Annotated in this window: 13 protein-coding genes and 1 pseudogene; all 14 read left to right on the top strand. The window is 40.8% G+C overall.

The window, feature by feature from the left end; all coding sequences use genetic code 11:
- Positions 1-223 precede the first annotated feature (223 nt).
- The 14 genes and pseudogenes from rsmH to ftsA all read left to right on the top strand — a co-directional run bounded on the left by rsmH (position 224) and on the right by ftsA (position 16,860).
- The gene (gene rsmH / locus NPX98_RS04195) at positions 224-1,225 is read left to right on the top strand and encodes a 16S rRNA (cytosine(1402)-N(4))-methyltransferase RsmH (protein ID WP_269022840.1); all 1,002 of its coding nucleotides are present in this window, start codon (positions 224-226) and stop codon (positions 1,223-1,225) included.
- Positions 1,219-1,611 carry a cell division protein FtsL gene (gene ftsL, locus NPX98_RS04190; protein ID WP_269022839.1) on the top strand — a complete coding sequence of 131 codons (393 nt, stop codon included), beginning with the start codon at positions 1,219-1,221 and terminating at the stop codon, positions 1,609-1,611. The genes rsmH and ftsL overlap by 7 nt, the downstream gene beginning before the upstream one ends.
- A complete protein-coding gene (locus tag NPX98_RS04185) occupies positions 1,611-3,323 on the top strand; it encodes a peptidoglycan D,D-transpeptidase FtsI family protein (protein ID WP_269022838.1) in 1,713 nt (570 codons plus the stop codon). Before ftsL ends, NPX98_RS04185 begins: the two co-directional genes overlap by 1 nt.
- 51 nt (positions 3,324-3,374) lie before the next feature.
- The gene (locus tag NPX98_RS04180) at positions 3,375-4,826 is read left to right on the top strand and encodes a UDP-N-acetylmuramoyl-L-alanyl-D-glutamate--2,6-diaminopimelate ligase (protein ID WP_269022837.1); all 1,452 of its coding nucleotides are present in this window, start codon (positions 3,375-3,377) and stop codon (positions 4,824-4,826) included.
- The gene (locus NPX98_RS04175) at positions 4,823-6,244 is read left to right on the top strand and encodes a UDP-N-acetylmuramoylalanyl-D-glutamyl-2,6-diaminopimelate--D-alanyl-D-alanine ligase (protein WP_269022836.1); all 1,422 of its coding nucleotides are present in this window, start codon (positions 4,823-4,825) and stop codon (positions 6,242-6,244) included. The genes NPX98_RS04180 and NPX98_RS04175 overlap by 4 nt, the downstream gene beginning before the upstream one ends.
- A 20-nt stretch (positions 6,245-6,264) precedes the next feature.
- Complete coding sequence (mraY, locus tag NPX98_RS04170) at positions 6,265-7,335, top strand: phospho-N-acetylmuramoyl-pentapeptide-transferase (protein WP_269022835.1); 1,071 nt, start codon at positions 6,265-6,267, stop codon at positions 7,333-7,335.
- A 4-nt stretch (positions 7,336-7,339) separates the two neighbouring features.
- Positions 7,340-8,746: a UDP-N-acetylmuramoyl-L-alanine--D-glutamate ligase gene (gene murD, locus NPX98_RS04165; RefSeq protein ID WP_269022834.1), complete on the top strand. Its 1,407-nt coding sequence runs from the start codon at positions 7,340-7,342 to the stop codon at positions 8,744-8,746.
- Between the two features lie 115 nt (positions 8,747-8,861).
- Positions 8,862-10,020: pseudogene (locus NPX98_RS04160) on the top strand (FtsW/RodA/SpoVE family cell cycle protein).
- The gene (gene murG / locus NPX98_RS04155) at positions 10,010-11,146 is read left to right on the top strand and encodes an undecaprenyldiphospho-muramoylpentapeptide beta-N-acetylglucosaminyltransferase (RefSeq protein WP_269022831.1); all 1,137 of its coding nucleotides are present in this window, start codon (positions 10,010-10,012) and stop codon (positions 11,144-11,146) included. The pseudogene NPX98_RS04160 and the gene murG overlap by 11 nt, the downstream one beginning before the upstream one ends.
- Complete coding sequence (gene murC, locus NPX98_RS04150; protein WP_329957905.1) at positions 11,130-12,539, top strand: UDP-N-acetylmuramate--L-alanine ligase; 1,410 nt, start codon at positions 11,130-11,132, stop codon at positions 12,537-12,539. Before murG ends, murC begins: the two co-directional genes overlap by 17 nt.
- Complete coding sequence (gene murB, locus NPX98_RS04145) at positions 12,536-13,513, top strand: UDP-N-acetylmuramate dehydrogenase (RefSeq protein WP_269022829.1); 978 nt, start codon at positions 12,536-12,538, stop codon at positions 13,511-13,513. Before murC ends, murB begins: the two co-directional genes overlap by 4 nt.
- A gap of 226 nt (positions 13,514-13,739) precedes the next feature.
- On the top strand, positions 13,740-14,660 hold the full coding sequence (locus tag NPX98_RS04140) for a D-alanine--D-alanine ligase (protein WP_269022828.1): 921 nt from the start codon (positions 13,740-13,742) through the stop codon (positions 14,658-14,660).
- Positions 14,648-15,556 carry a cell division protein FtsQ/DivIB gene (locus NPX98_RS04135; RefSeq protein ID WP_269022827.1) on the top strand — a complete coding sequence of 303 codons (909 nt, stop codon included), beginning with the start codon at positions 14,648-14,650 and terminating at the stop codon, positions 15,554-15,556. Before NPX98_RS04140 ends, NPX98_RS04135 begins: the two co-directional genes overlap by 13 nt.
- The gene (gene ftsA / locus NPX98_RS04130) at positions 15,553-16,860 is read left to right on the top strand and encodes a cell division protein FtsA (RefSeq protein ID WP_269022826.1); all 1,308 of its coding nucleotides are present in this window, start codon (positions 15,553-15,555) and stop codon (positions 16,858-16,860) included. The genes NPX98_RS04135 and ftsA overlap by 4 nt, the downstream gene beginning before the upstream one ends.
- Positions 16,861-16,877 lie beyond the last annotated feature (17 nt).

The following is a 16,877-nucleotide window of genomic DNA, read 5'->3' as shown; positions in this document are numbered from 1 at the left end:
TTTGATACAAGTCTCCGTGGAGATTTGTTTTTTTTGAATGATCAGCACAAAAAAGAATATTTTTTTAAATCCTAACATTTCTTTAAATATAATGAGTCAATGTGTTGTGGATCAGCTTGGACTCTATTTTCTTTGATTATGGGGGATATGAGAGTTAAAGTTTTGGTGATGTGACTTATTAATGGGGCATTGACTTAGAACAATTAAATCAAGATGGGTTATTTTGACAGAGCAGGGTAATAAAATTGAGCATCATATTCCAGTATTGTTGCAGTCAGTTTTATCTGGGCTTGCACCATTGGCTGGAGCAAAAGTAATTGATGGCACCTTTGGTGCCGGAGGGTATACACGTGCCCTACTGAATGCAGGTGCAGATGTTATCGCTCTTGATCGTGATCCTTATGCAATCCGTGAAGGAAAAACGCTTGTCGATCAATTTTCCCCACGCCTTCGTTTAGTACAAACGGAGTTTTCACAGCTAGATCGCGTGGTTGAAGAGAAGGTGGATGCGGTTATTCTTGATATTGGTGTTTCTTCAATGCAGCTTGATGAAGCTGAACGGGGGTTTTCTTTTCGAAAAGATGGTCCGTTAGATATGCGAATGGCACAAACTGGTTTCACTGCAGGTGATGTTGTTAACCATTTTAAGGTAGATGATTTGGTACGAATATTTAGAACATTGGGGGAAGAGCGTCATGCTATCCGAATTGCACGGATGATTGAAAAGCGCCGTCATGTCCGTCCTTTTTGGCGCACAGGTGATCTTGCTAATGCTATTGAAACTTTAGTAGGTCGTAAACCTGGCGATTATGTTCACCCTGCAACGCGTGTTTTTCAAGCGCTTCGCATTTATGTTAATGATGAGCTTGGTGAACTGGCATGCGGCTTATTTGCTGCTGAGCGCGTTTTGAAAGCAGGGGGGCGTTTGGGAGTAGTCAGTTTCCATTCTCTTGAAGATCGTATGGTTAAAAGATTTTTCTCTGCTCGTTCAGGTGGGAAGCAGAGATCACGTTATCTTCCAGAAATAGAATCTGTTCCAGCGACATTTGTTCCTTTGTTTAAAGGTGTGAAAACTGCAAGTGAGGAAGAATTAAAGAAAAATCCTCGTGCACGTTCTGCAAAGTTGCGTGTCGGTGTGCGGACCCATGAAGATATCATTACTGCAGATATGAAATTGTTTAGTTTTGCAAAAATTGCTCGTTTTGAAGGCAGTAAAAAATGGTAGTTTTTCGTACATTAGATATGGTTTTAGTGGTTGTTATGATCGGTATGGCAGGCATAACTTATAAGATCAAATATGATGTTCAAAAACAAATTAGTGAAGTGCGCAACCTTGAGCAAGCGATTGCAGCAGAAAAAAATATGGTTAATTTGTTTCATGCTGAATGGGCTGTGATGATAGAGCCTTCACGTATGGAAGTACTTGCAGTACATTATAAAAAAGAGCTTGGATTGGAGATAATACAGCCCCGTCAGGTTGTTGAATTGAAAGATATTCCAATGCGTGTGCATGATCCAATTAAAGAATTGATAAAACAAAATACCTTTGAAGAGGAGAAAGCGTTTCTTGCTGATAATCGCATTTTTCATATTAAAAAAGGTCGGCAATGATGGCATTATCAACCCTGTTTTTGCAGAAGAAACAGCGCTTAAATGGTCAATTGAATCCTAAAGATTTTTCTATTTCTTGCACGTATTCTAGCCGTTTACGATTGATTTTTTCTTTATTGTGTTTTCTTGTTCTTTACGGGGTTATGGGGTGGTGCCTTATTTCTTACGGTTTTGAAGGTGGTGAAATCGAAGAAGCAAAAGGGCCTGCAGCGTTACAGTCAGCTGCACGGCCTGATATTATTGATCGCAATGGGCGTCTATTGGCGACGGATATCACCACTTACTCGCTTTTTGCTGAACCGCGTCGTATTGTTGATGTGGATGAAACAATTGAATTAATCTCGACAGTTTTGCCAACACTCAATTGGCAGGAAACTTACCAGCGATTAAAAAGAAAAACTGGTTTTTCTTGGATTCAGCGTGGGTTAACGCCAACGCAAAAGATGCAAATCATGGCGCTTGGTATACCGGGTATTGGTTTTCGCACGGAAGTTCGTCGTTTTTATCCAAGTGGACGTGTAGCTTCGCATATTCTTGGCATGGTTAATATTGATAATCAAGGCATTGCTGGCATGGAAAAATATATCGATGATGCTGGTTTAAGTGTTCTTCGTGCTGCTGGTCTTGTAACTGAAGCGTCCTTGAAAGCGGTTCAACTTTCGATTGATATACGTATCCAGACAATTGTACATGACGAACTTATGAAGGCGATGAAGCGCTATAAAGCAATCGCAGCAGGAGCTGTTATTTTAAATATCCATACTGGTGAAGTTTTAGCTATGGCATCTGTTCCCGATTTTGATCCTGGGAAACCTTCTGATGCTCTTAAGAATGATCGATTAAATCGTATGACTGCTGGAGCTTTTGAAATGGGATCGATAATCAAAAGTTTCACTACGGCGATGGCACTTAATTCAGGTATTTTTCATTTAGACAGCATCATTGATGCTTCAAAACCAATTAGAGCACATGACCGCATTATTCGTGATTTCCGCGGAAAAAATCGTCCTTTAACTTTACAGGAGGTTTTTATTTATTCTTCTAACATTGGTTCTGCCAAAGAAGCATTGGCAATAGGTGTTGATGGACATCGTGATTTTTTGAAACGGATTGGTTTACTGGATCGTATGACAACCGAATTGCCCGAGGTTGCACACCCTATTGTGCCACGTCATTGGCGGGATATACATTCTATGACGATTTCTTTTGGGCATGGTATGGCAACAACGCCGTTGCAAACCGCAGTAGCAACAGCTGCTTTAATGAATGGTGGTTGGTTGATCGAACCCACATTTTTAATCCGCACTCAAGAACAGGCTTTGAAGCATGCTAAACAGGTTCTAAAATCAAAAACGAGTCAAGATATGCGTTATCTCTACAAGTTGAATAGCGATATTGGTTCTGGACGTAATGCAAAGGTAGAGGGTTATCGTGTTGGTGGTAAGACAGGAACTGCGGAAAAAGTGGAAAATGGAAGATATTCTAAAACAAAAAATTTTAATAGCTTTCTTGCTGCTTTTCCTATTGATGATCCCTCTTATGTTGCTTTAACGATTATTGATGAACCTCAGCCAGAAGAGGGAAAACGTTCGGCAACAGCAGCGATGAATGCTGGGCCAATACTTGCTAATATTATTCGTCGTTCAGCTGGTTTTCTTGGAATAAAATCAGATTTTAAGAAAGAATATGAGCCAACTAATAAGTATGAATAGTGATTTGAAATTACTAAAACAACGGTGAAATGAATATAAAGGTGAGGGATCATGTTGCTTGGAACATTGTTTAAAGAATGTATAGAAGATGATTGTCTTTCCTCAATTGAAATTACAGGCATAAGTGTAGATTCTCGACAAGTGTTGCCGGGCTATATATTTGTCGCTCTTCAGGGTAATCAGGAAGATGGTAGAAAATATGTGAACGATGCTATAAAGCGTGGTGCCCTGGCGATCATTACAGATTATGATTGTGTTCTTGAAAATTTATCCGTTCCTGTTGTGCATATTTCTAATATACGCCACAGCTTAGCCGTAGCGGCTGCACGTTTTTATGGAGCTCAACCTGAAACTGTCGTGGCTGTTACGGGAACAAGCGGTAAAACATCAGTTGTGTCTTTTGTTCGGCAAATTTGGCAACATGTTGGTTTTTCTGCAGCTAGCATAGGAACGGTTGGAGTTGTTTCTCCTAAACGGAATGATTACGGTTCTCTCACAACACCTGATCCGGTGGTATTGCAGCGTTTATTATATGAAATTGCTAATGAAGGCGTTACGCATACAGCACTTGAAGCTTCTTCGCATGGGCTTGATCAAGGCCGACTTGATGGGGTGCGTTTGGCTGCTGCTGCCTTTACTAATTTAGGGCGTGATCATATGGATTATCACATATGCGTAGAGGATTATTTACGCGCTAAAATGAGATTGTTTGATACGCTTTTGCCACAAGATGCTCCCGCTCTTATTTTTGCAGATGATGTTTATTCACAGAAGGTTATTGATACCGTAACACAAGCACATCGTTGTGTGTTAACAATTGGGCGTAAAGGGCAATTTATTACAATTAATCGTATTGAACATCAGCGTTCGAAACAATGTGTTGAATGTCGTATAGACAATGACATTTATACTTTTAATTTGCCTTTAGCTGGAAATTTTCAGGTCTCTAATGCGCTTATGGCTGCAGGTTTAGCAATTGCAACAGGTGTTCCTCCACATAAGGTTTTTTGTGCTCTTGAAAAACTACAGGGAGCACCGGGACGGTTAGAGTTGGTCGGAAAGACGGAAGAGAATGCGCCTGTTTATGTAGATTATGCTCATAAGCCAGAAGCTTTGGAGCAGGTATTGCTCTCTGTTCGTCCTTTTACACAGGGACGTTTAATTCTTGTTTTTGGTTGTGGCGGTGATCGCGATCAAGGGAAAAGACCTTTGATGGGAAAAATTGCAAATGATAATGCTGATATTGTGATTGTAACTGATGACAACCCTCGTACAGAAGTTCCTGCAGAAATTCGAAAGGATATTTTACGGACTGCCCCGGGAGCAATAGAAATAGCAGATCGTGGTGAAGCAATTTATTATGCGGTGGGGCTCCTCAAAACTGGAGACACATTAATCATTGCAGGAAAAGGTCATGAGAATGGTCAGACTATAGGGCAGAAAACATACCCTTTTTCAGATCATTTGAAAGTGATTGCAGCTTTGAAGGAACGAAATAAATGAGGAGGTTATGGGATAGACAAACGCTTGTTACTACACTGAATGGTTTTACAATTGGATGCTTGCCAGAATCTTTTTCAGGGGTTTCTATTGATAGTCGAACTCTTATAAAAGGCGATATTTTTTTCTGTATTAAAGGAGATCATCTCGATGGACATGATTTTGCTGCACATGCCTATGCACAAGGTGCTGGAGTTCTTGTCGTTGCGCAAAATCGTTTGGCAGAGATGGAGAAGTTAGATGCTCCATTGATTGTTGTTCCTAATGTTCTGGAAGCATTGGAAAAGCTTGCGCAAGCAGCACGAAAGCGTTCGAAAGCTAAAATTATAGCTATCACAGGATCCGTTGGAAAAACAACGACAAAGGATGCTCTTCAACAAGCACTTGCAACTGTTGGTAAGGTTCACGCTAATCTTGCTTCCTTCAACAATTGTTGGGGTGTACCGTTAACTTTAGCGCGGATGCCTGAGGATAGTGATTATGGTGTATTTGAAATTGGAATGAATCATAAAGACGAAATTCGTCCTTTAGTAAAATTGGTTCATCCGCATGTGGTTTTAATCACGCATATTGCAGCTGGACATATGGGGTTTTTCGAAAATCTTGAAGAGATTGCAAATGCAAAAGCTGAAATTTTTGAAGGACTGACTGATAAGGGTGTGGCTCTTTTAAATGCAGACAGTGATTTTTATTCTTATTTGGTTCAAAAAGCAAAACAATGCGGTGTGAAAAATATTTTAAGTTTTGGTGAATCTGATAGTGCTGATTATCAAGCAAAGGAAATTTGCCTTTTTGCAGATCGCTCTCATGTAACTGTGTGTATTGCTGGTCAAGATATGATGATTGAAATTGGCGCTCCTGGTCGTCATATTGTCCAAAATAGTTTAGCTGTTCTAGCGACTTGTGATGTTGTAGGGGCTGATTTAGCGCGTGTCGCGCTTGCTTTGAACCATTTTTCTCCTCAAAAAGGTCGTGGTATTCGTTATCGGTTATCTTTACCGAACGGTGGTGAATTTCATTTGATTGATGAAAGTTATAATGCCAATCCCGCTTCCATGCGTGCTGCTCTTGAGCTTTTGTCTGTAGGATCAATAGGTATGGGGGGGCGGCGCATTGCAGTCTTGGGTGATATGCTTGAATTGGGGGCTTATAGTGAAAGATTTCATCGTGATTTGGTAAAGCCCATATGTATTTCTGGTGCTGATTTGGTTTTTTTAGTTGGTGAGGAAATGAAGTTTTTGGCTATGGATCTTTCTGCATATGTTAAAGTTCATTATGCTAAAAATATTGAGGAAATTCTACCGCTTATTTTGAATGAAATTTCAAATGGGGATTTGGTTATGATTAAATCATCCCATAGCATTTGTTCATCACATATTGTGACAGAACTGCTCAATCACTATAACGTGATGTCTCTATAATTTCACAGGGTTTTTGTACTATGATGCTGTTTTTGTCTTTGCTGAGCGATTTGTTTCCAGGCGTCAATGTTTTTCGTTATATTACTTTCCGAACTGTAGCGGCTATGCTAACGTCAGGTTTAATTGTTTTTTTATTTGGTCCTAGTATCATTGCTTCTCTTAAAGTACGGCAGGGCAAAGGACAGCCGATTCGAGCAGATGGTCCTCAAACGCATTTCAAAAAAGCTGGAACACCTACGATGGGTGGATTGATGATTTTGAGTGGCATTGTGGTATCGGCACTTTTGTGGGGTAATTTATTAAATATTTATTTTTGGATCTCGCTGTTTGTTATGCTTCTGTTTGGGGGAATTGGCTTTTATGATGATTATCTGAAGGTAACAAAGCAAACAGATAAAGGTTTTTCTGGGAAAGCACGGCTAGGTTTAGAGTTTTTGATTGCGGCTGTTGCTTCTTTCATTATCTTAAAAGTTGGTTCACCAGGGTTAGCGTTGCCTTTTGTGAAAGAATATTTTATTGATTTGGGTTGGTTTTTTGTTCCTTTTGCGGCTTGTGTTATAGTAGGAACTGGTAATTCGGTTAATTTGACAGATGGTCTCGATGGGCTTGCTATCGTTCCTGTGATGGTTGCTGCCTTATCTTTTGCGCTGATCGCTTATCTTTCTGGCAATATAAATTTTGCTAATTATTTACAAATCCATTACGTTTCGGGAGTCGGTGAGTTAACTGTATTATTGGGAGCGGTTGTTGGTGCTGGCCTTGGTTTTTTATGGTTCAATGCACCGCCGGCGGCTATTTTTATGGGTGATACTGGTTCATTGGCTCTTGGAGGGTTGTTAGGCGTTGTTTCTGTAGTTACTAAGCATGAAATTGTTTTGGGTGTGGTTGGTGGACTTTTTGTTTTAGAAACGCTGTCGGTTATCATTCAAGTGGGATACTTTAAATTAACAAAAAAGCGTGTATTTCTTATGGCACCCATTCACCATCATTTTGAGAAAAAAGGCTGGACTGAAAGTCAGATCGTAATACGTTTTTGGATTATTTCGATTGTTTTAGCATTAATTGGGCTTTCAACACTTAAGTTGAGGTAAGATTATGATTTCTGTCGAATGCTATAGAGGTCAAAAAGTTGCTTTATTTGGATTAGGAAAATCTGGATTGGCAGCGGCGCAAGCGCTAATTGCTGGTGGTGCAGAAGTGGTTGCTTGGGATGATAATCCTTCTGGTGTTGAAGCCGCTTGTAGAAAAAATATTCCAATAAGAGATCTTCATCATGGGGATTGGTCAGAATTTGTTGCATTAATTTTAGCGCCTGGCGTTCCCTTAACGCATCCTGAGCCTCATTGGGTTGTCGATAAAGCACGTCAAGAAAATATAGAAATTGTTGGTGATATTGAGCTATTTGTTCGCGCGCGGAACTGTTTTTTAGAGCAATATGATTTATGCGATTATGATGTTCCATTCATTGCTATTACGGGTACGAATGGTAAATCGACGAGCTCTGCTTTGCTCGTTCATGTTCTGGAGCAAATGGGCTATGATGTGCAAATGGGGGGAAATATTGGAACTGCAATATTAACGCTTAAACCATTTGTAAAAAAGCGTATTTATGTCATTGAATGTTCATCATTTCAGATTGATCTAACACCATCTCTTCAACCGACTATTGGTCTTTTATTGAATTTGACGCCCGATCACATTGATCGTCATGGCAGTTTTGCCCGTTATACGCAAGTCAAAAAGCGTTTGGTCTCTCGAGCTTCCCACTCTCTTATATCCGTTGATGATGCAGCTTGTCAGGCTTTATATCAACAGCTTGTGCATGAAGGTTGTCAAGTTGAGGCAATTACTACAGAACACATGATTGAGAATGGTTTTTATGCAAACGGAACAAAACTTTTTTCTGTTCATCAAGGGCACTTTCATCCGCTTGCAGATCTTGCTCATATGGCTGCATTACGTGGTCGCCATAATGCGCAAAATGCTTTGATGGTTTTAGCAACATTGCAGATTTTAAAAATCACTAATCCACATATAGAGAAGCATCTAGCAAGTTATACGGGGCTTGCGCATCGTATGCAACAGGTGCGTCGAATTGGGTCTGTTTTGTTTATTAATGACAGTAAGGCGACCAATGCAGATGCAACAGCTTCCGCACTTTCTACTTTTAATAATATTTTTTGGATTGTTGGAGGGCAGGAGAAAGAAGGTGGAATTGATGCGCTTAGAGGATTTTTTAATAAAATTCGTAAAGCTTATTTGATTGGTTCTGCGGCAGAAGAATTTGCGCGTACTATTGGTTCAGACTTTCCCGTTTCGATGAGCTTGACTTTAGAAAATGCGGTACGTGAGGCGGTTATCGACGTAACCTATGATAAGGTGAAAGAAGCTGTAATTTTGTTTTCACCAGCCTGTGCAAGTTATGATCAATTTCAGAATTACGAAGCGCGTGGGGAAGCTTTTGTTTCTTTTGTTATGCAATTAAATGAGCACGCGTTATAAAAAATTATTGCGTGTTAATAATCCGGAATCTTTTTAAGTATAATTTAGTTTTTGAAGTACTCGCAAAAAATAGAGGAACCATATAACTTCAGGTGAAAAGGGCAAAGGGAAGATGATTGTTACTCGTGCAGATCGGGACCCAATCGCAGATTGGTGGTGGACAATTGATCGCTCTATTTTTGCTGCTTGTTTAATCTTAATGGGAATTGGCATTATGTTGTCTTTTGCAGCGAGCCCTGCTGTTGCAAAAAAAATTGGAATTGCTGATAGCTTTCATTTTGTTCGTTGGCATATTACTTTTAGTATTCCTGCATTTCTTGCCATGATTACTATTTCTTTTTTTTCGCCCCGCAATATTCGTCGTTTATGCACTATTTTGCTGCTTATGGCGCTTGTCCTTATGGTTGCAACCTTATTATTTGGCACTGAAGTAAAGGGAGCGCGCCGTTGGATTCCCGTGTTTGGCGTTTCTGTACAAGCTTCAGAACTTATGAAGCCAGCTTTTACGGTTATGTCGGCTTGGTTTTTTTCTGGACAGATGCGGTATAATGGTATGCTCGGTTATACGTTAGCCATTGTTCTTTATGTCATATGTTGCATGCTTCTTGTTTTACAACCTGATATTGGTCAAGCAATTTTGATTAGTGCAGCTTGGGGTGGTTTGTTTTTTGTTGCTGGTATGCCTCTTATCGTGATTGTGTTATTTCTTGGTTTAGGTGTTTTAGGTCTTGTTCTAGCTTATTTTTTTGTTCATCATGTGCACGAACGTATCAATAGTTTTTTAACAGGTGAAGGCGATACATTTCAGGTGGATGTAGGACGTGAAGCTATTTTGAATGGGGGATGGTTTGGACGAGGGCCGGGTGAAGGTATCGTTAAACGTATTATTCCTGATGGTCATACAGATTTTGTGTTTTCTGTTGCCGCTGAAGAATATGGTATTATCCTTTGTTTATTGATTATGGCACTTTTTGGTTTTATCGTTATACGTTCACTTTATATAGCTTTAAATACGCGTGATCCATTTACATGTCTTAGTATTGCTGGCATAGCAATGATGATAGGTTTGCAATCGGGAATTAATATGGCTGTCAATCTTCATTTAATACCTCCAAAGGGTATGACGTTGCCATTTATTTCTTATGGCGGTTCATCTATGGTGGCGGTTGCTATTTCTATGGGTATTTTGCTCAGTTTAACACGACGCTGGCCAGAAGCACGGCTTTCTGCACTTCCAACTTCCTCCCGTTTCGGATATCGTTTATGACACATAAAAAGGTTATTGTTTTAGTTGCTGGTGGTACGGGCGGACATCTTTTCCCAGCAGAAGCACTTGCGGTTGAATTAAGACAGCGCGGATATGATGTTCATTTAGCAACGGATGCAAGGGCTAAACGTTTTGTGCAGTACTTTGATGAAAAGCATGTTCATATTATTTCATCAGCGACATTTACGCGGCGATGTCCTTTTGCACTGATAAAAACATTTTGGTATTTGTTAAAGGGAATGGGACAGTCATTGGTACTTTTTTGTAAATTACGTCCTGTGCTTGTTGGTGGGTTTGGTGGTTATCCTACGTTCCCACCGGTTTTTGTTGCCACGTTAATGAGGTATGTGACATTTATTCATGAGCAAAATGCTGTCATGGGGCGTGCTAATAGGGCATTGGCAACTCGGGTGAATGCAATAGCAGGTGGTTTATTGTCGGTTAATGACATTTATGCTTATAAAACGCTTCTGACTGGTAATCCTGTTCGTGAAGCTATTCTTAAAGCTGCAGAAACTCCTTATTCGCCTTCTACTCATGATAAGCCATTTTATTTTTTGGTTTTTGGCGGTAGCCAAGGAGCTTCTTTTTTTTCACAAATTGTTCCTGAAGCGATTGCTTTGCTAGATAGTAATATACGTAAGCGTTTACGCATTGTTCAACAAACGCGTGGTGAATTAACAGATTTAATGAAAATTTATAGCGATATGGGTGTACAAGCAGAGGTTGCACCTTTTTTTGATAATATGGCGGAGCAAATTTCCCGATCTCACTTGATTATGTCACGTGCTGGAGCTTCAACAGTTTGTGAAATAGCTGTGATAGGTCGACCAGCTTTACTTGTCCCATATCCCCATGCTCTAGATCATGATCAGGCAGCAAATGCAGCACTGTTGGCTTCGGTAGGAGGTGCGCAAATTATAGCAGAAAAAGATTTAAATGCGCAAGTCCTTTCTTCTTTTTTAACAAAAGCCTGTTATGAGCCGCACTTATTGGAAAAGCAAGCGCTTGCTACAAAAAAGGTTGGAAAACCTCATGCGGCTAGTCTTCTTGCAGATGTAGCAGAAGGACTGATTGTAGGGCGGTCATTATCAGATATTAAAAGGGAGTTTTTTGATGAAAATGCCGCTTAATATTGGTTTCATCCACTTTATAGGAATCGGTGGTATTGGCATGAGTGGAATTGCTGAGGTTTTACATAATCTTGGTTATAAAGTCCAAGGATCCGATCAAGTGGATAATGCAAATGTAGAGCGCTTACGGAGTAAAGGAATTAACATTCATATAGGTCATAAGCCGGAAAATTTAGGAGCAGCAGAAGTTGTTGTTATTTCAACTGCAATTAAGAAAACAAATCTTGAATATGTTGCTGCCAAGGAAAAGCATTTGCCGATTGTTAGACGAGCAGAAATGCTTGCTGAGTTGATGCGCTTTCGTCAAACAATTGCTATTGGTGGTACGCATGGAAAAACAACCACGACATCCATGGTCGCAGCTCTTCTTGATGCTGGCCATTTTGATCCTATGGTGATTAATGGTGGCATTATCAATGCATATGGAACCAATGCCCGTATGGGGAATGGGGATTGGATGGTGGTTGAGGCCGATGAAAGTGATGGTACATTTTTAAAATTGCCTGCTGATATTGTCGTTGTGACAAATATCGATGCTGAGCATTTAGACCATTATGGTAGTTTTGATGCTGTACGTGATTCCTTTCGGCAATTTGTAGAGAATATCCCTTTTTATGGTTTTGCTGTTCTGTGTCTTGATCACCCAGAGGTTCAAACATTGGCTAGTCGTATTGATGACCGTCGCGTTATTACTTATGGTGCAAATCCACAAGCGGATATCCGTTTTTTTAATCTTTCGATGGAAGGTCAAAATGCGCATTTTGACGTTTTTATTCGCTCACGGAAAACAGGTAGAGAGACTGAACTTAGAAATTTGGTTTTGCCTATGTCAGGTCAACACAATGTTTCGAATGCTACGGCAGCGATTGCTATTGCTCATGAACTTGGAATTTCAAAAGAGTCTATTCAAAAAGGGTTGGTAGAATTTGGTGGTGTAAAACGGCGTTTTACGCATACAGGAAGTTGGCGTGGTGTTGAGATATTTGATGATTATGGGCATCATCCAGTGGAAATAAAAGCTGTGTTGCGAGCAGCTCGTGAAAGTGCAAAAGGGCGCGTTATTGCTATTGTTCAACCGCATCGTTATTCGCGTTTGCATGATTTATTTGATGATTTTTCTGCTTGTTTTAATGATGCTGATACAGTAATAATTGCACCGGTTTATGCTGCTGGTGAGAAGCCAATTGCTGGTTTTAATTCCAAAGAATTAGTAGAGCATATTCAAATGGCGGGTCATCGTGATGCGCGTCTGGTTACTTCTCCAGAAGATATTGTTTCAATTGTAGCCACATTTGCTAAGTTTGGTGATTATGTGGTTTTTCTTGGTGCTGGCAACATCACACAATGGGCTCATGCGTTGCCCAATCAGTTAGCGGTATTGGATAGCCAATGATGAATTTTCAGTTGATTGATGGTGAATCGTTATTGGCGCGATTACAGCCTGTATTAAGAGATGTAAAAGGCAAGCTGACGCCTAATGTTGATATGCGTAAGGTAACATGGTTTCGCACCGGTGGGTTGGCCGAACTTGTGTATCAGCCTACTGATGAAGCGGATTTAGCTTTGTTCTTTCAATCTCTTCCTGAATCTGTTCCTGTGACAGTCGTCGGGATTGGTTCTAATCTTTTGGTGCGTGATGGGGGAGTTCCCGGAGTTGTTATTCGTCTTTCGACAAAGGGTTTTGGGCAGTTGCAACAAATTTCTCCAACGCGCTTTTTTGTTGGTGCTGCTACGGCAGATAAGCATTTAGCGGCCGCGGCTTTAGAGGCTGAAGTTGCAGGTTTTCATTTTTATCATGGTATTCCCGGTGGCCTTGGGGGAGCATTGAAAATGAATGCTGGTGCCAATGGTCTTGAGACGGCGGCTTGTGTTGTTGAGGTTTATGCGCTTGATCGTAAAGGACAACGCCATGTTTTGAGCTTGAAAGATATGCATTATTCTTATCGTCATTGTGGTGTTCCCGAGAATCTCGTTTTTACTGCCGCTTTATTGGAGGGCCAGTTAGGAAATAAGGATGCTATCCGTGTTGCTATGGATGAAGTCACTCTTCATCGGACAACAGTGCAGCCCGTTCGCGAAAAAACAGGCGGATCAACTTTTCGCAATCCTAAAGGTATATCTGCATGGCGTGTTATTGATGAAGCGGGGTGCCGTGGTTTACGGATTGGTGGTGCTCAGATGAGTGAGATGCATTGTAATTTTATGATTAATATGGGGCATGCGACAGGCTATGATCTTGAAAAACTGGGGGAAACAGTGCGTGCTCGTGTTTTTGCGCATTCGGCTCATCTTTTACAGTGGGAAATCCAACGCATTGGTCAATTTGAACAAGGTCGTATAATTCCTTCTTTTGATCCATTTCATTGATTTTTTTTATGTTGATAAAAAGATGAGTCATTTCAAAGAGATAATAAAAAAATATATTAAAAATCAACAAATTAACAGAGTTTCTCTTGCTTCGTGCTTTTGATTCTGATTCATTAGAAGAAATGCTAGTGGTTTGATTCGCAATGATAAATTTGCTCTTTCCTATTTATAGTATTGATGATTTCTTTAAATTCTATATCTAGTGTGTCGAGGAGGATAAGGCGTTATGAAGGATAGGCATATCGCTGTATTGATGGGAGGATTTTCATCTGAACGGTTTGTGAGCTTATCTTCAGGCTCAGAGTGCGCTGATGCTCTCGAAGAACAAGGTTATCGTGTAAGTCGTATCGATGTTGATAGTCATATTGCTTCTGTCCTTGAAAAATTGCAGCCGGATGTCGCTTTTAATGCATTGCATGGTCTTTTTGGTGAGGATGGTTGTATTCAAGGCATTCTTGAATATTTGAAAATCCCTTATACGCATTCTGGAGTGATGGCCTCAGCGTTGGCGATGGATAAAGGGCGGGCAAAAATTATTGCTGCTAGTGCTGGTGTTGCTGTTGCACCTTCTCGTGTGATGAGCCGCTTCACTGTAGCGCAAGAACATCCGATGAAACCACCTTATGTGATTAAGCCTGTACGCGAAGGGTCAAGTTTTGGTGTTGTGATTGTCGGGTGTGATGAAGATTTACCACCGTGCAGTATAGTGAGTGACGAGTGGAGTTATGAAGATGAGGTGATTGTTGAAAAATATATTGCTGGGCGCGAGCTGACTTGTGCTGTGTTAGGGAATAAGGCTTTAGATGTTTGTGAAATTTTGCCTGATAAACATTTCAAGTTCTACGACTATGAATCAAAATATAAGTCTGGTGGCTCTTTTCATGTTTGTCCGGCACAGCTTTCATCAAATATTTACCAAAAAGTGCGAAAGATGTCCTTGGCGGCGCATCAGTCTATAGGTTGTCGAGGTGTTAGTCGCTCTGATTTTCGTTTTGATGAGGAAACGGGAGAGCTGGTTTGGCTCGAAATTAATACGCAGCCTGGTATGACACCAACTTCTCTTGTTCCTGATATTGCAAAAGTAGGCGGTCGTACTTATGGCGATGTTGTTAAATGGATAGTGGAGGACGCGTCATGTATGCGTTAAACATTGAAAAAACAAGTGCTTTGATGGTGCGGTCAGTGCCCGTTTTTCCACGTTTTTATCGTCGCTTTGTTCGATTTATATTTCAGTTTGTGCTGGTCGGTCGCTATGTGCCTCGCCATTTTGGTTCTTTTTCGGTTTTGTTTTTTTTCTTTCTTTCGGTGGTTTATGGCGTTTCATTTAGTGGTCGTATGAATGACATTGTAAAAGCTGTTACATCAAATGTTGGTTTCGTGGTTACTGATGTTGATATAAGTGGTAATAAGCGTGTGGCTGAACAGGAAGTTTTGAGGATTTTGGGTCTTGACGCTCAGCAGTCAATTCTCAGTTTTGATGTTGACAAAGCGCGCTCTATTTTAGAGCAGCAAGCTTGGGTTCAGTCAGCTATTGTTCAAAAAGTTTATCCTAATCGAGTGCGTATTTCAATGATAGAGCGCGAACCGTATGCGGTTTGGCGGCATGATGGTGAAGTGGATATTATTGATAGTACGGGGTATGTGATTGTGCCATTCCAGGCAGATTTGGTTCAGAAGTTGCCGCTTGTGGTTGGTCAGGGTGCGCAAACCGAAGCTAAATTATTTATTGAATCGCTTTCTCTATATCCGCAATTGTATGATCATGTTCGTGCTTATGTGCGTGTAGGTGGTCGGCGTTGGGATATTCTTCTGGATAATGGAATGCGTATTATGTTGCCTGAAAAGGGTGCTATTGAAAGACTTGCCGTTCTTATCAAGGAGGGTACGGTGAATGATCTTTTTTTACGCGATATTTTAAGTGTTGATTTGCGGCTTTCTGATCGAATAACAGTTGCTCTTTCGGATGAGGCATTAGCGCTACATCGCGCTGTTGTATTGGAGGAAGAGCGCATGTTAAAGGAGTTAAAGGTAGGGAGTTTATGATGTTACTAGGGTCACATCATTATGGTGGGAGGTATAAAACTCGTTTATTGACAGTTCTTGATGTTGGATCAAGTAAGATTGTGTGCCTTATTGCTTGTTTGCGTCCTTTGGATTATACGCATCATTTACATGGTCGTACGCACTCTGTGGAAATTTTAGGCTTTGGTGTACAGCGCTCACGTGGTATAAAGTCTGGCGTTGTGATGGATATGCTTGCAGTAGAACAATCAATACGTTTGGCTGTTGATGCTGCAGAAAAAATGGCTGGTTTGGTAGTGGATTCAGTGATTGTGAATTTTTCTTCATGCCGGTTAAAAAGTGCTCTTATCAATGGCATGGTGCGTTTAGGGGGGCATGAAGTGACAATGCGTGATGTACGTATGGCATTGGCGGATGTTTCGCGCAAAGCTTTTGATGTTGAGCGTCATATTATGCATTCAGTTCCAGTGTCTTATGCATTGGATGGAGATAAAGGAATTTCTGATCCTGTTGGAATGATGGGAGAATTATTGGGGGTGGATGTGCATGTTGTAACGGCAGAAACAGCGTCTTTGCGTAATTTAGAAGCGTGCATTAATCGTGCTCATTTGAGCGTTGAGGCAATGGTTGCAACGCCTTTTGCGAGCGGTCTTGCTGTTCTGGTTAATGATGAGGCGCATTTAGGGGCTGCATGTATTGATTTTGGCGCTGGAACTACAACAATGTCCGTATTTTCTGAAGGAAAATTCGTTTATGCGGATGCGCTTGCGGTTGGTGGGCACCACGTAACCCTTGATGTTGCGCGCGGATTCTCTATGTCTATTGAAGAAGCGGAACGTTTGAAGGTTATGTATGGTTCGACGCTTTTGGCGAGTGCTGATGATCGGCGTATGATTAATGTAGCAGAAATTGGGAATGAGCATCGCGAAACCCAATACCCACGTTCTGTTCTTTGTCGTATCGTTCGTGCGCGTGTTGAAGAGATATTAGAGATGCTGCGTGATTGTTTAAACCGTTCAGGTTTAGGTCATATTATTGGTAAGCGTGTTATCTTGACCGGGGGGGCGAGCCAGTTAACTGGTTTGCCGGAGATGGCACGTACTATATTGGGAAGAAATGTTCGTATAGGGCGGCCTTTAGGTGTTTCTAGGCTTCCTTCTTTTGCAAAAGGGGCGGCGTTTTCTTCTGCTGTTGGCTTGTTAGTTTATCCGCAATTTGTGGGTTTTGAAGAAAAAACAATGCAAACTGCAGTAAATTATTTATCGACAGGCACGGGTGGATATTTACAGCGTGTTGGTCGGTGGTTGCGTGAGAGTTTTTATTAATAAGTCTTTGGGTATTA

The sequence above is a fragment of the Bartonella sp. A05 genome, from assembly GCF_026930145.1.
Classification (GTDB): domain Bacteria; phylum Pseudomonadota; class Alphaproteobacteria; order Rhizobiales; family Rhizobiaceae; genus Bartonella.
This window is presented reverse-complemented; position numbering and strand designations above follow the sequence as displayed.

Bases quoted from the DNA above. Each gene is read 5' to 3' on its own strand.
- NPX98_RS04180 (WP_269022837.1), top strand. From the start codon at position 3,375: ATGTTGCTTGGAACATTGTTTAAAGAATGTATAGAAGATGATTGTCTT.
- ftsL (WP_269022839.1), top strand. From the start codon at position 1,219: ATGGTAGTTTTTCGTACATTAGATATGGTTTTAGTGGTTGTTATGATC.
- NPX98_RS04185 (WP_269022838.1), top strand. From the start codon at position 1,611: ATGGCATTATCAACCCTGTTTTTGCAGAAGAAACAGCGCTTAAATGGT.
- NPX98_RS04135 (WP_269022827.1), top strand. From the start codon at position 14,648: ATGTATGCGTTAAACATTGAAAAAACAAGTGCTTTGATGGTGCGGTCA.
- ftsA (WP_269022826.1), top strand. From the start codon at position 15,553: ATGATGTTACTAGGGTCACATCATTATGGTGGGAGGTATAAAACTCGT.
- murB (WP_269022829.1), top strand. From the start codon at position 12,536: ATGATGAATTTTCAGTTGATTGATGGTGAATCGTTATTGGCGCGATTA.
- murG (WP_269022831.1), top strand. From the start codon at position 10,010: ATGACACATAAAAAGGTTATTGTTTTAGTTGCTGGTGGTACGGGCGGA.
- murD (WP_269022834.1), top strand. From the start codon at position 7,340: ATGATTTCTGTCGAATGCTATAGAGGTCAAAAAGTTGCTTTATTTGGA.
- NPX98_RS04175 (WP_269022836.1), top strand. From the start codon at position 4,823: ATGAGGAGGTTATGGGATAGACAAACGCTTGTTACTACACTGAATGGT.
- mraY (WP_269022835.1), top strand. From the start codon at position 6,265: ATGATGCTGTTTTTGTCTTTGCTGAGCGATTTGTTTCCAGGCGTCAAT.
- NPX98_RS04140 (WP_269022828.1), top strand. From the start codon at position 13,740: ATGAAGGATAGGCATATCGCTGTATTGATGGGAGGATTTTCATCTGAA.
- murC (WP_329957905.1), top strand. From the start codon at position 11,130: ATGAAAATGCCGCTTAATATTGGTTTCATCCACTTTATAGGAATCGGT.